Annotated in this window: 14 protein-coding genes; 11 read left to right on the forward strand and 3 right to left on the reverse strand. The window is 68.5% G+C overall.

Annotation, left to right across the window (positions count from 1 at the left end; translation table 11 throughout):
* Nucleotides 1-125 precede the first annotated feature (125 nt).
* From G6N35_RS05100 to G6N35_RS05110, 3 genes are read left to right on the forward strand one after another with little or no spacing between them, the layout of a single operon-like run.
* On the forward strand, nucleotides 126-1,403 hold the full coding sequence (locus G6N35_RS05100) for a bifunctional 3,4-dihydroxy-2-butanone-4-phosphate synthase/GTP cyclohydrolase II (RefSeq protein WP_163803271.1): 1,278 nt from the start codon (nucleotides 126-128) through the stop codon (nucleotides 1,401-1,403).
* Nucleotides 1,404-1,413: 10 nt separating this feature from the next.
* Nucleotides 1,414-1,893: a 6,7-dimethyl-8-ribityllumazine synthase gene (gene ribH, locus G6N35_RS05105; protein ID WP_163803272.1), complete on the forward strand. Its 480-nt coding sequence runs from the start codon at nucleotides 1,414-1,416 to the stop codon at nucleotides 1,891-1,893.
* Nucleotides 1,890-2,354, forward strand: a complete 465-nt coding sequence (locus G6N35_RS05110; RefSeq protein WP_163803273.1) for a PH domain-containing protein — start codon at nucleotides 1,890-1,892, stop codon at nucleotides 2,352-2,354. The genes ribH and G6N35_RS05110 overlap by 4 nt, the downstream gene beginning before the upstream one ends.
* Here the strand turns inward: G6N35_RS05110 and G6N35_RS05115 are convergent.
* Nucleotides 2,341-2,802, reverse strand: coding sequence for a GNAT family N-acetyltransferase (locus G6N35_RS05115; protein ID WP_163803274.1), 462 nt, complete (start codon nucleotides 2,800-2,802; stop codon nucleotides 2,341-2,343). The two genes, G6N35_RS05110 and G6N35_RS05115, sit on opposite strands and share 14 nt — an antisense overlap.
* A 26-nt stretch (nucleotides 2,803-2,828) precedes the next feature.
* Between G6N35_RS05115 and uvrC the strand changes: the two genes are divergently transcribed.
* Genes uvrC through whiA form a run of 4 tightly spaced genes read left to right on the forward strand, consistent with a single transcriptional unit; the run spans nucleotide 2,829 to nucleotide 7,811 of the window.
* Nucleotides 2,829-4,838 carry an excinuclease ABC subunit UvrC gene (gene uvrC / locus G6N35_RS05120; RefSeq protein ID WP_163803275.1) on the forward strand — a complete coding sequence of 670 codons (2,010 nt, stop codon included), beginning with the start codon at nucleotides 2,829-2,831 and terminating at the stop codon, nucleotides 4,836-4,838.
* Complete coding sequence (rapZ, locus tag G6N35_RS05125; protein ID WP_163803276.1) at nucleotides 4,835-5,755, forward strand: RNase adapter RapZ; 921 nt, start codon at nucleotides 4,835-4,837, stop codon at nucleotides 5,753-5,755. Before uvrC ends, rapZ begins: the two co-directional genes overlap by 4 nt.
* Nucleotides 5,752-6,837, forward strand: a complete 1,086-nt coding sequence (locus tag G6N35_RS05130; protein ID WP_163803277.1) for a gluconeogenesis factor YvcK family protein — start codon at nucleotides 5,752-5,754, stop codon at nucleotides 6,835-6,837. The genes rapZ and G6N35_RS05130 overlap by 4 nt, the downstream gene beginning before the upstream one ends.
* Nucleotides 6,834-7,811: a DNA-binding protein WhiA gene (gene whiA, locus G6N35_RS05135; RefSeq protein ID WP_163807475.1), complete on the forward strand. Its 978-nt coding sequence runs from the start codon at nucleotides 6,834-6,836 to the stop codon at nucleotides 7,809-7,811. Before G6N35_RS05130 ends, whiA begins: the two co-directional genes overlap by 4 nt.
* Before the next feature lie 2 nt (nucleotides 7,812-7,813).
* Here the strand turns inward: whiA and G6N35_RS05140 are convergent, their stop codons facing one another.
* Nucleotides 7,814-8,707, reverse strand: coding sequence for an oxygenase MpaB family protein (locus G6N35_RS05140; RefSeq protein ID WP_163803278.1), 894 nt, complete (start codon nucleotides 8,705-8,707; stop codon nucleotides 7,814-7,816).
* Nucleotides 8,708-8,856: 149 nt separating this feature from the next.
* On the opposite strand from G6N35_RS05140, the gene gap reads away from it, so the two are divergent.
* Genes gap through secG form a run of 4 tightly spaced genes read left to right on the forward strand, consistent with a single transcriptional unit; the run spans nucleotide 8,857 to nucleotide 12,158 of the window.
* Nucleotides 8,857-9,879, forward strand: a complete 1,023-nt coding sequence (gene gap / locus G6N35_RS05145) for a type I glyceraldehyde-3-phosphate dehydrogenase (protein WP_163803279.1) — start codon at nucleotides 8,857-8,859, stop codon at nucleotides 9,877-9,879.
* 5 nt (nucleotides 9,880-9,884) lie between these two features.
* The gene (locus G6N35_RS05150) at nucleotides 9,885-11,093 is read left to right on the forward strand and encodes a phosphoglycerate kinase (RefSeq protein ID WP_163803280.1); all 1,209 of its coding nucleotides are present in this window, start codon (nucleotides 9,885-9,887) and stop codon (nucleotides 11,091-11,093) included.
* 15 nt (nucleotides 11,094-11,108) lie between these two features.
* Nucleotides 11,109-11,894, forward strand: coding sequence for a triose-phosphate isomerase (gene tpiA / locus G6N35_RS05155; RefSeq protein ID WP_163803281.1), 786 nt, complete (start codon nucleotides 11,109-11,111; stop codon nucleotides 11,892-11,894).
* A gap of 30 nt (nucleotides 11,895-11,924) precedes the next feature.
* Complete coding sequence (gene secG / locus G6N35_RS05160) at nucleotides 11,925-12,158, forward strand: preprotein translocase subunit SecG (RefSeq protein WP_163803282.1); 234 nt, start codon at nucleotides 11,925-11,927, stop codon at nucleotides 12,156-12,158.
* Nucleotides 12,159-12,161: 3 nt separating this feature from the next.
* Here secG and G6N35_RS05165 read toward each other — a convergent pair whose 3' ends face one another.
* On the reverse strand, nucleotides 12,162-12,398 hold the full coding sequence (locus G6N35_RS05165) for a hypothetical protein (RefSeq protein ID WP_163803283.1): 237 nt from the start codon (nucleotides 12,396-12,398) through the stop codon (nucleotides 12,162-12,164).
* Nucleotides 12,399-12,482: the final 84 nt, after the last annotated feature.

Consider the following 12,482-nt stretch of genomic DNA (forward strand, 5'->3'; position numbering starts at 1 on the left):
ATATCCGTGTGCGCGGTGAGCTGCGCGCCGTCGAGGAGACCGCTGAACGGGCCGGGCAATAACCTGGCGGTCGCCGTGGTTCATACTGTGTGCAGCAAGATCGAGGCAGAGAGCAGGCGGCAAAGATGACGAGGCTGGACACCGTCGAGCGGGCGGTCGCCGATATCGCGGCGGGCAAAGCCGTCGTTGTCATCGATGACGAGGACCGCGAGAACGAGGGCGACCTCATCTTCGCCGCCGAGAAGGCCACCCCGGAACTCGTGGCGTTCATGGTCCGCTACACCTCGGGCTACCTGTGTGTACCGCTGGACGGCGAGATCTGCGACCGGCTGGGCCTGCTGCCGATGTATGCGGTGAACCAGGACAAGCACGGTACCGCCTACACCGTCACCGTCGATGCGAAAACCGGTGTGGGAACTGGCATTTCGGCCTCCGACCGGGCCACCACGATGCGCCTGCTCGCCGACCCCGCCAGCGTCGCCGAAGACTTCAGCAAGCCCGGCCACGTCGTCCCACTGCGAGCCAAGGACGGTGGAGTGCTGCGCCGCCCCGGCCACACCGAAGCCGCCGTCGACCTGGCCCGGATGGCCGGCCTGCAGCCGGCGGGCGCCATCTGCGAGATCGTCAGCCAGAAGGACGAGGGCGCGATGGCCCAGACCGACGAGCTGCGGGTGTTCGCCGACGAGCACGACCTGGCCCTGATCTCCATCGCCGACCTCATCGAGTGGCGCCGCAAGCACGAGAAGCACATCGAGCGCATCGCCGAGGCACGTATCCCGACCCGCCACGGCGAGTTCCGTGCAGTCGGCTATTCCAGCATCTACGAAGAGGTCGAGCACGTCGCGCTGGTGCGCGGTGACATCGCGGGCCCGGAGAACGACGGCCACGACGTCCTGGTCCGGGTTCACTCGGAGTGCCTGACCGGCGACGTGTTCGGCTCGCGGCGCTGCGACTGCGGCCCGCAATTGGATGCGGCGCTGGCGATGGTGGCCGCCGAGGGGCGCGGCATCGTGCTCTACATGCGTGGTCACGAGGGCCGCGGTATCGGCCTGATGCACAAGCTCCAGGCTTACCAGTTGCAGGATGCCGGCGCCGACACCGTCGATGCCAACCTGGAACTCGGCCTGCCCGCCGATGCCCGCGACTACGGCATCGGTGCGCAGATCCTGGTTGATCTGGGCGTGCGGTCGATGCGGCTGCTCACCAACAACCCGGCCAAGCGCGTCGGCCTGGACGGCTACGGTCTGCATGTCATCGAACGCGTCCCGCTGCCGGTGCGCGCCAACGCCGAGAACATCCGCTACCTGATGACCAAACGGGACCGGATGGGACACGACTTGACCGGGCTCGACGATTTCGACGAGGCCGCGCGCCTGCCCGGGGATCTGGGCGGCGCCCTGTGAGGCTCGGGACATGAGCGGCGGCGCAGGTATCCCGGACCTTCCGGAGATGGATGCTTCCCAGTTGTCGCTGGCGATCGTCGCGAGCACCTGGCACGCGAAGATCTGCAACGCGCTGCTCGACGGCGCCCGTCGGGTTGCCGAGGACGCCGGTATCCCCAGCCCGACCGTGGTGCGGGTGCTGGGCGCGATCGAGATCCCGGTTGTCGCACAGGAACTCGCCCGCTCCCATGACGCGGTGGTGGCGCTCGGTGTTGTGATCCGCGGCCAGACACCGCATTTCGACTATGTCTGTGATGCCGTGACACAAGGGCTCACGAGGGTGTCGCTGGACGAGTCGACCCCCGTGGCCAACGGAGTCCTGACGACCAACGACGAGGAGCAGGCCCTGGATCGGGCCGGCCTGCCCGGCTCGGCCGAGGACAAGGGTGCCCAGGCCGCGGCCGCCGCGCTGTCGACCGCGCTGACGCTGCGCCACCTGCGTGGGGCATGACCGAGTCCGGCACCCAGTGGGATGTCGTGCTGCGACCACGACTCCTGCCGATGGTCGCGTACGCGGCGGCGTTCATCGTCGCCACCGCGGGCATCGCCGTCGGCGTCCTGTCGAATATCAAGTTCACCGGCGCCTACATCCACACCGATGACCAGGTCGCCATGGCCGTCCTGGGCATCGTCCTGGGGGCGGCCATCCTGCTGCTGGCGCTACCCCGGGTGCGGGTCGGTCCGGCCGGTATCGCGGTGCGCAATGTCGTGGTGGAGCGGGTCGTGCCGTGGGACGAGGTCGTCGGTGTCAGCTTCCCGGAAGGCTCGCGCTGGGCCCGGGTGGACATCGCCGACTTCGAATACGTTCCGGTGGTGGCCATCCAGGCGGTCGACGGGGAACGGGCCGTCCAGGCGATGGAAACCCTGCGGGCACTGACCGCCACGTACCGGCCGGACCTCACCCGACCCTGAGCACCATCGCCACCTCGGCGCGGCCGTCGTCGGCGACCTCGGTGAACCCGAAGCTCTCGTAGACCGCACGGGCGATGTTGTTGTCGCGCGCCATCCGCAGCGTCACCACACGTGCGCCACCTCGCCGCGCCCAGTCCAGCGCGGCCGCGACGAGCTGTCGGCCCAGCCCCCTGCCGCGGACCCGCGGATCCAGCCACAGCGAGTACAGGTACACCGTGCCGGGGTCTTCCTGGTGTGCGGCGATCAGCCCGGCCGGCCGATCCGTGACGAACGCCACGAACTGCGCGTGGTCGCGCAACCGCTGACGCCAGTTCCCCGGAGTCATCTGCGACTCTGCCAGGTACTGCTCGTCTGCGGTACCGAACGCGTCGGCCAGGGCGCGTAGTCGGAGTGCAGCGAATTGCTCCCAGTCCGACTCGGTGAGGCGGGTAACGCGGGCCGTGGGCACACCTCCGACGGTACTAACCTGAGAGCGTGCCCGATCCCGCGACGTACCGCCCGGCGCCCGGATCGATTCCCGTCGAGCCGGGTGTCTATCGATTCCGGGACCCGCACGGCCGGGTGATCTACGTCGGCAAGGCCAAAAGCCTGCGCAGCCGCCTGACGTCCTACTTCGCCGATCTGTCCGGTCTGCACCCCAGGACCCGGCAGATGGTGACCACCGCCGCGAAGGTGGAGTGGACGGTGGTCAACACCGAGGTCGAGGCGCTGCAGCTGGAATACAACTGGATCAAGGAGTTCGACCCGCGGTTCAACGTCCGCTACCGCGACGACAAGTCCTATCCGGTGCTGGCGGTGACGCTCAACGAGGAGTACCCGCGGCTGTTCGTCTATCGCGGTCCGCGCCGCAAGGGCGTGCGCTACTTCGGCCCCTACTCGCACGCCTGGGCCATCCGGGAGACCCTGGACCTGCTCACCAGGGTCTTCCCGGCCCGGACCTGCTCGGGGGGAGTGTTCAAGCGGCACAACCAGATCGGCCGGCCCTGCCTGCTGGGCTACATCGACAAGTGCTCGGCGCCGTGCGTCGGCCGGGTCAGTGCCGAGGAGCACCGCAAGATCGTCACCGACTTCTGCGACTTTCTGTCCGGAAGGACCGACCGGTTCGCCCGCGACCTGGAACACCAGATGAACGCCGCCGCTGCCGACCTCGACTTCGAGCGGGCCGCCCGGTTGCGCGACGACATCGGGGCGCTGAAACGCGCACTGGAGAAACAGGCCGTGGTCCTCGGCGACGGCACCGACGCCGACGTGGTGGCCTTCGCCGACGACGAGCTCGAGGCCGCGGTGCAGGTGTTCCACGTCCGCGGCGGGCGGGTCCGCGGTCAGCGCGGCTGGGTGGTCGAGAAGCCGGGCGACCCCGGTGATTCCGCAGAAGCCCAGCTGGTGGAGCAGTTCCTCACCCAGTTCTATGGTGAGCAGTTTGAATTGGGCTCCGAAACTAACCAAGCCGCAGACGAATCCACCAATCCGGTACCACGCGAGGTGTTGGTGCCGTGTCTACCGCCCAATGCCGACGAGCTGGGCGACTGGTTGTCCGGGCTGCGCGGATCCAGGGTGGTGCTGCGGGTACCGCAACGTGGCGACAAGAAGGCGCTCGCCGAGACCGTGCACCGCAATGCCCAGGAGGCGCTGCAGCAGCACAAGCTCAGGCGCGCGGGTGATTTCACCGCGAGATCGGCTGCGCTGCAGAACATTCAGGAATCGCTCGGATTGGCCGATGCACCGCTGCGCATCGAGTGTGTGGACATCAGCCACGTCCAGGGCACCGATGTGGTGGCCTCGCTGGTGGTGTTCGAGGACGGCCTGCCGCGCAAGTCGGACTACCGGCACTTCGCGATCCGGGAAGCTGCCGGACAGGGGCGCTCCGATGACGTCGCGTCCATCGCGGAGGTGACCCGCCGCCGGTTCCTGCGTCATGTCAGCGATCAGCAGAACCCCGATGAAATGTCAGCAGAAGGCAAGTCCCGCAAGTTCGCCTACCCGCCCAACCTCTACGTCGTCGACGGTGGCGCACCCCAGGTCAACGCCGCCCAGGCGGTGCTCGACGAACTCGGCGTCGACGACGTCGCGGTGATCGGACTGGCCAAACGTCTCGAGGAGGTCTGGGTGCCCTCGGAGGCCGACCCGCTGATCATGCCGCGCAACAGCGAAGGGCTGTACCTGCTGCAGCGGGTCCGCGACGAGGCGCACCGGTTTGCCATCTCCTACCACCGCAGCAAGCGTTCCAAGCGGATGACGGCCTCGGCACTGGACTCGGTGCGGGGGCTGGGCGAGGCGCGCCGCAAGGCGCTGGTCACCCATTTCGGATCGCTGGCCCGGCTACGGGAGGCCAGCGTCGAGGAGATCACCGCGGTGCCCGGGATCGGCGTTGCCACGGCCGCCGCCGTGCTGGAAGCGTTAGGGGTGTCGGCGGATACGCCGGGAACGGCTGCGACGCCCGAGCCGGTCGAGGATGATCGGACTGCGCAACAGGCATCGCTATGACAGAACACGACATCGACGAAGACAGGCGGACCCCGGTAGTGGCCGAGCCCGAGGCGGGTATCGACGTAGTGCTGGTGACGGGACTGTCCGGGGCGGGGCGCGGGACCGCCGCGAAGGTTCTCGAAGACCTCGGGTGGTACGTCGCCGACAACCTGCCGCCGGAACTGATCGCCCGGATGGTCGATCTGGGTCTGGCGGCGGGTTCGCGTATCACCCAGCTGGCGGTGGTGATGGACGTGCGCTCCCGCGGCTTCACCGGTGACCTGGACTCGGTGCGCACCGAGCTGGCCACCCGGGGAATCCACCCCCGGGTGCTGTTCATGGAGGCATCCGACGACATCCTGGTGCGGCGCTACGAGAACAACCGCCGCAGTCATCCCCTGCAGGGCAACCAGACACTGGCCGAAGGTATCGCCGCCGAACGGGCCATGCTGGCGCCGGTGCGGGCCACCGCCGATCTGGTGATCGACACCTCCACCCTGTCAGTGCGGGCGCTGCGGGAGAGCATCGAGCGGGCCTTCGGCGGCGAGATCGTGGCCCAGACCAGCGTGACGGTCGAATCATTCGGATTCAAATACGGCCTGCCGATGGACGCCGACATGGTGATGGACGTCCGGTTCCTGCCCAATCCGCACTGGGTCGACGAACTGCGCCCGCAGACCGGGCAGCACCCGGCGGTCCGCGACTACGTCTTGAGTCAACCCGGTGCCGCGGAGTTCCTGCAGACCTACCATCAGCTGCTGAAGTTCGTGGTGGACGGCTACAGCCGAGAGGGGAAGCGCTACATGACGGTGGCGATCGGCTGCACGGGCGGTAAGCACCGCAGCGTCGCGATGGCCGAGGCGCTGGCCGGCTTGCTCGACGAGAACCGGGGCCTGTCGGTGCGCGTGCTGCACCGGGATCTGGGCCGCGAATGAGTGTGACGACCAGTGAGGTCAGCCCGCGCATCGTGGCGCTCGGCGGCGGCCACGGCCTCTACGCCACGCTGTCGGCGGCGCGCCGGATCACTCCGCACGTCACCGCGGTGGTCACCGTGGCCGACGACGGCGGTTCGTCCGGGCGGCTGCGCAGCGAGCTCGATGTCGTGCCGCCTGGCGATCTACGAATGGCGTTGGCGGCGTTGGCTTCTGACAGTCCCCACGGTCGGCTGTGGGCGACGATCATCCAGCACCGGTTCGGTGGCAGTGGAGCCCTGGCGGGTCACCCGATCGGCAATCTGATGCTGGCGGGTCTCAATGAGGTGCTCGCCGATCCGGTGGCCGCGCTGGACGAACTCGGACGGGTGCTCGGCGTCAAGGGCCGGGTGCTGCCGATGTGCCCGATCGCCCTGCAGATCGAGGCCGATGTCGCCGGGCTGGAAGGCGATCCACGGATGAGCCGGGTGATCCGCGGCCAGGTGGCCGTGGCGACCACCCCGGGCAAGGTACGGCGGGTGCGGCTTCATCCCGGCGATCCACCGGCCACCCGGCAGGCGGTCGACGCCATCATGGCCGCCGACCTGGTGGTGCTCGGCCCGGGCTCGTGGTTCACCAGTGTGATTCCGCACGTCCTGGTGCCCGGTCTGATGACGGCGCTGAAGACCACCACCGCGCGGCGGGCGGTGGTGCTGAACCTGGCCGCCGAGCCGGGGGAGACCGCGGGTTTCTCGGCCGAGCGTCATCTGCACGTGCTCGCCCAGCATGCTCCCGGCTTCTCGGTGGACGAGATCATCGTCGACGCGGCTTCGGTGCCGTCCGACCGCGAACGTGGCCAACTTCGCCGTACCGCGAGCTTGATAGAAGCGTCAGTTCAGTTTGCTGACGTGTCCAGACCTGGTACACCTTTACATGACCCGGCGAAGCTGGCCGCTGCGCTCGAAGTTGTGCGCACACGGGGACCCGTTCCCGCGACACAGACTCTTCCGGCCGCTGCCCCGTTGCAAGCCGGGGCGTTGCGACAGGGGGACAGGGTGGAGGGATCGAGAGGCAACGGACCGAGAGGTGACGACCCGTGGCGATGACTGCCGAGGTGAAGGACGAGCTGAGTCGTCTGGTGGTCAACTCCGTGAGCGCTCGCCGGGCGGAGGTGGCCTCGCTGCTGCGGTTCGCTGGCGGCCTGCACATCGTGGCCGGCCGGGTGGTCGTGGAGGCCGAGGTGGACCTGGGCATCATCGCCCGCCGGCTGCGTAAGGACATTTACGACCTCTACGGGTACAACGCGGTGGTGCACGTCCTGTCGGCCAGCGGTATCCGCAAGAGCACCCGCTACCTGGTCCGTGTCGCCAAGGACGGGGAAGCCCTGGCGAGGCAGACCGGCCTGCTGGACATGCGGGGCCGTCCGGTTCGCGGGCTGCCCGCCCAGGTGGTCGGCGGAAGTGTCGGCGATGCCGAGGCGGCCTGGCGCGGAGCGTTCCTCGCGCATGGTTCGCTGACCGAACCCGGACGCTCGTCGGCGCTCGAGGTGAGCTGCCCCGGGCCGGAGGCGGCGCTGGCCCTCGTCGGTGCGGCACGCCGGCTCGGTGTCAGTGCCAAGGCCCGTGAGGTCCGCGGCACCGACCGGGTGGTGGTGCGCGACGGTGAGGCCATCGGCGCCCTGCTGACCCGGATGGGCGCCCAGGACACCAGGCTGATCTGGGAGGAGCGCCGGATGCGCCGCGAGGTGCGCGCGACGGCGAACCGGCTGGCCAACTTCGACGACGCGAACCTGCGCCGCTCGGCGCGTGCCGCGGTGGCGGCTGCCGCCCGGGTGGAACGAGCGCTGGAGATCCTCGCCGACACGGTGCCCGATCATCTGGCCGCTGCGGGCCGCCTGCGGGTCGAGCACCGACAGGCCTCGCTCGAGGAGCTCGGTCGGCTGGCTGATCCGCCGATGACGAAAGACGCTGTGGCGGGCCGTATTCGGCGCCTGCTGTCGATGGCGGACCGCAAGGCCAAGCAGGACGGCATCCCGGACACCGAGTCGGCGGTCACCCCCGATCTGCTCGAAGACGCCTGAGTTCAGCCCGAAAGCTGTTCGGCGGCAGCGTCTGCTGTGCTGTTCGCGGCCAGCGCCCAGCGAATGGTGCCGACCAGGACACGTCCGGCGACGCGAATTCCGGTGGCCTCGGTGACGGGGAGATAGGGCACCCGCAGCGGTAACCGCGCCCACGTCGGCAGCATGGCCACGGCGGCGGCGGCAAGCACGCCGTAGGGCAGCCGTGCCGCCAGCGGCAGCGGCGGGGTGAGCAGCAGGAAGCGGGCGGCGTCCCGGGCGGCTTCGGTGCTGTGTAGCTCGGGCCGGAAGGCGGCGATGCGCGCGGCGAGGTCGGCCTCGGTGCGCGGCGGGTCGGGCACGCCGAGCGCCTCGGCGGTACGGGCGGCGTCGGCGACGTAACCGTCCCGGCCGTCCTGGTCCAATGGCGCGGCGCCGTAGAGCTGATGGGCCAGCAGGAAGCTGTCCACTTCGGCGATGTGCACCCACTCCAACAGGTGCGGGTCGTCGGCGCGGTAGGGCCTGCCGTCAGCGGCGGTGCCGTGTACCCGGTGGTGGATGCCGCGGACCCGGTCGACGGCGCGCTGGGCATCGGCGGCGGTACCGAATGTGGTGACCGCCAGGAAGGTGCTGGTGCGCTGGAGCCGGCCCCAGGGGTCGCCGCGATAGTCGGAGTGCTGGGCGACACCGGCCATGGCCAGCGGGTGCAGCGACTGCAACAGCAGGGCGCGCAGGCCGCCGACGAACATCGAGGCGTCGGCATGGACCTGCCGGATGGGACGGTCGTCGGCGAACCAGCGGGGGCCCGGGGTGTTGTGGATGCGGTCCCGGTTCTGTGGGCCGTCGGGACCGGCGACCATCGTGAACAGCTCCCGGCCCAGGCGCCTGCGGACCGGGCCGAGATCCGGGGTGATCGCCATGTCTGCGACGGTACGCGCGCACGCGAGTGCGAACATCCTGCGAACCGACTCCGAACAGACTTGGAACCAACACCGCAACCGGTCGCGCATGGCGATCGTGTCGCTACTAGGCTGACCCCGAGCACTCGAAGCGACTCAAGGAGACAGACGTGACGATCCGGGTTGGCGTTAACGGCTTCGGCCGCATCGGACGCAACTTCTACCGGGCCCTGGCGACGCAAAAGGCCCTTGGCAAGGCCACCGACATCGAGATCGTGGCGGTCAACGACCTCACCGACAACGCCACCCTCGCGCACCTGCTGAAGTTCGACTCGATCCTGGGCCGGCTGCCCGAGGACGTCACCCTCGAGGGCGAGGACACCATCGTCATCGGCGACACCAAGATCAAGGCGCTGGAGGTCAAGGAAGGTCCCGCCGCGCTGCCGTGGGGCGACCTGGGCGTCGACGTGGTGGTGGAATCGACCGGTATCTTCACCGCGCGGGCCAAGGCACAGGGTCACCTGGATGCGGGCGCGAAGAAGGTCATCATCTCCGCGCCGGCCAGCGACGAGGACATCACCATCGTGCTGGGCGTCAACGACGACAAGTACGACGGCAGCCAGAACATCATCTCGAACGCCTCGTGCACCACGAACTGCCTCGGCCCGCTGGCCAAGGTGGTCAACGACGAGTTCGGCATCGTCAAGGGCCTGATGACCACCATCCACGCCTACACCCAGGATCAGAACCTGCAGGACGGTCCGCACAAGGACCTGCGTCGCGCCCGCGCGGCCGCGCTGAACATCGTGCCCACCTCGACCGGCGCCGCCAAGGCCATCGGTCTGGTGTTGCCCGAGCTGAAGGGCAAGCTCGACGGCTACGCGCTGCGGGTGCCGATCCCCACCGGCTCGGTCACCGACCTGACCGTGGAGCTGGAGAAGAAGGCCAGCGCCGCGGAGATCAACGCCGCGCTCAAGGCCGCTGCCGAGGGCAAGCTCAAGGGCATTCTGAAGTACTACGACGCCCCGATCGTCTCCAGCGACATCGTCACCGACCCGCACTCCTCGATCTTCGATTCCGGTCTGACCAAGGTGATCGACGACCAGGCCAAGGTGGTGTCCTGGTACGACAACGAGTGGGGCTACTCCAACCGCCTGGTCGACCTCGTCGGCCTGGTCGGCAAGTCGCTCTAACAACGATGACTGTCAAGACTCTTTCCGACCTGCTCGCCGAAGGTGTGGAAGGTCGGGGCGTCTTGGTGCGCTCCGACCTCAACGTGCCGCTCGACGGTGGGAGGATCACCGACCCGGGGCGCATCATCGCCTCGGTGCCGACCCTCAAGGCGCTGGCCGATGCCGGCGCCAAGGTCGTGGTGGCCGCGCACCTGGGCCGGCCGAAGGGCGAGCCGGATCCGAAGTTCTCGCTGGCTCCGGTCGCCGCGGCGCTGGGGGAGCAGCTGGGCCGCCACGTCCAGCTTGCCGGTGATGTGGTGGGCACCGACGCGCTGGCGCGCGCTGAAGGGCTGACGGACGGCGACGTGCTGCTGCTGGAGAACATCCGCTTCGACCCGCGCGAGACCAGCAAGGATGACGCCGAGCGGCTGGCGCTGGCCAAGGCGTTGGTCGAGCTGGTCGGCGACGACGGCGCGTTCGTCTCCGACGGCTTCGGCGTGGTGCACCGCAAGCAGGCCTCGGTCTACGACGTCGCGACCCTGCTGCCGCACTACGCCGGCACGCTGGTGGCCACCGAGGTCAAGGTGCTCGAGCAGTTGACCAGTGCCGGTGAGCGGCCCTACGCGGTGGTGCTCGGCGGCTCGAAGGTGTCCGACAAGCTGGCCGTGATCGAGAACCTGGCCACCAAGGCCGACAGTCTGATCATCGGCGGTGGCATGTGTTTCACTTTCCTTGCCGCCCAAGGGCTTTCGGTGGGTACCTCGCTGTTGCAGGAGGAGATGCTGGACACCTGCAAGCACCTGCTGGACAAGTACGGCGACGTGATCCACCTGCCCGTCGACATCGTGGTGGCCGAGAAGTTCGCCGCCGACTCCCCATCGGAGACGGTGGCCGCCGACCAGATCCCGGCCGACAAGATGGGCCTGGACATCGGACCGGAGTCGGTCAAGCGGTTCAGCACGCTGCTGTCCAACGCCCGCACCATTTTCTGGAACGGGCCGATGGGCGTGTTCGAGTTCCCGGCGTTCTCGGCCGGTACCAAGGGGGTGGCCGAGGCCATCATCGGTGCCACCGGCAAGGGGGCGTTCAGTGTGGTCGGCGGTGGCGACTCGGCGGCGGCGGTGCGTGTGCTCGGTCTCCCCGAGGACGGTTTCTCGCACATTTCCACCGGCGGCGGCGCATCCCTGGAATACCTTGAGGGCAAATCGCTGCCCGGTATCGAAATTCTTGAGTGATCGGTTAGGAGCCCTGTGTCCCGCAAGCCGCTGATCGCCGGCAACTGGAAGATGAACCTCAATCACTTCGAGGCCATCGCACTGGTTCAAAAGATCGCATTCTCGTTGCCCGACAAGTACTTCGACAAGGTCGACGTCACCGTCATCCCACCGTTCACCGATCTGCGCAGTGTGCAGACCCTGGTCGACGGCGACAAGCTGCGGCTGACCTACGGGGCCCAGGACCTCTCGCAGCACGACTCGGGGGCCTACACCGGCGAGATCAGCGGTGCGTTCCTGGCCAAGCTGGGCTGCACCTTCGTCGTGGTCGGGCACTCCGAACGGCGGACGTACCACCACGAGGACGATGCGTTGGTGGCCGCGAAGGCCGCCGCGGCCTTCCGGCACGGTCTGATCCCGATCGTGTGCATCGGCGAGCACTTGGACGTGCGCGAGGCCGGTAACCACGTCGAGTACAACGTCGAGCAGTTGCGCGGCTCGCTGGCCGGGCTCACCAACGAGCAGCTGACCGATGTCGTGATCGCCTATGAGCCGGTATGGGCCATCGGGACCGGCCGGGTGGCCAGCGCCGCTGACGCCCAGGAGGTGTGTGCGGCGATCCGTGCCGAGCTGGCCAGCATCGCCACCCCGCAGATCGCCGCGGGTGTGCGGGTGCTCTACGGCGGCTCGGTCAATGCCAAGAACGTCGGCGAGATCGTCGCCCAGGAGGACGTCGACGGAGCTCTGGTGGGTGGGGCGTCGCTGGACGGTGAGCAGTTCGCCACGCTGTCGGCGATCGCCGCCGGTGGGCCGCTGCCCTGATCCGGGGCACCACCGGGTAGTCTGGTCGCCATGGTTTTGACCCTGCAGATCATCCTGGTGATCACCAGCCTCCTGGTGGTTCTGTTGGTGCTGCTGCACCGCGCCAAGGGTGGTGGCCTATCGACCCTGTTCGGCGGTGGCGTGCAGTCCAGCCTCTCCGGTTCGACCGTGGTGGAGAAGAACCTCGACCGCCTCACCCTGTTCGTCGTCGGCATCTGGGTGGTCAGCATCATCGGCATGGCCCTGCAGATCAAGTACAGCTGACTCTCACGGCGTGAAGACGATCCGCTGACCATTCTCGGGCTGCGGCCACACCTGTTCCACTTCTGATAGCGGCACCGCCTGTGGCCGCGTTCGCAGCGCACCGTCGGCGATCGCGCGGGTCAAGGCGGGCAGTTCGCCCAGGACGTCGGCGGTCGGCACTGACCCGATGCCGCTACCCAAGATCTGCAGTGGCATGGATCGTAGTGCGGCGGCGGTGATCTGGGCCGTCACCCCGGCCATCGACCCGATCTGAATCCAGGTCAGCGGCTGCGCCGAGCCATGTCGGCCGTCGGCTAAACCGGCGATGAGCTCGGCGGTGGGCGG

Origin of the sequence: Mycolicibacterium anyangense, from assembly GCF_010731855.1 — a bacterium.
GTDB lineage: Bacteria > Actinomycetota > Actinomycetes > Mycobacteriales > Mycobacteriaceae > Mycobacterium > Mycobacterium anyangense.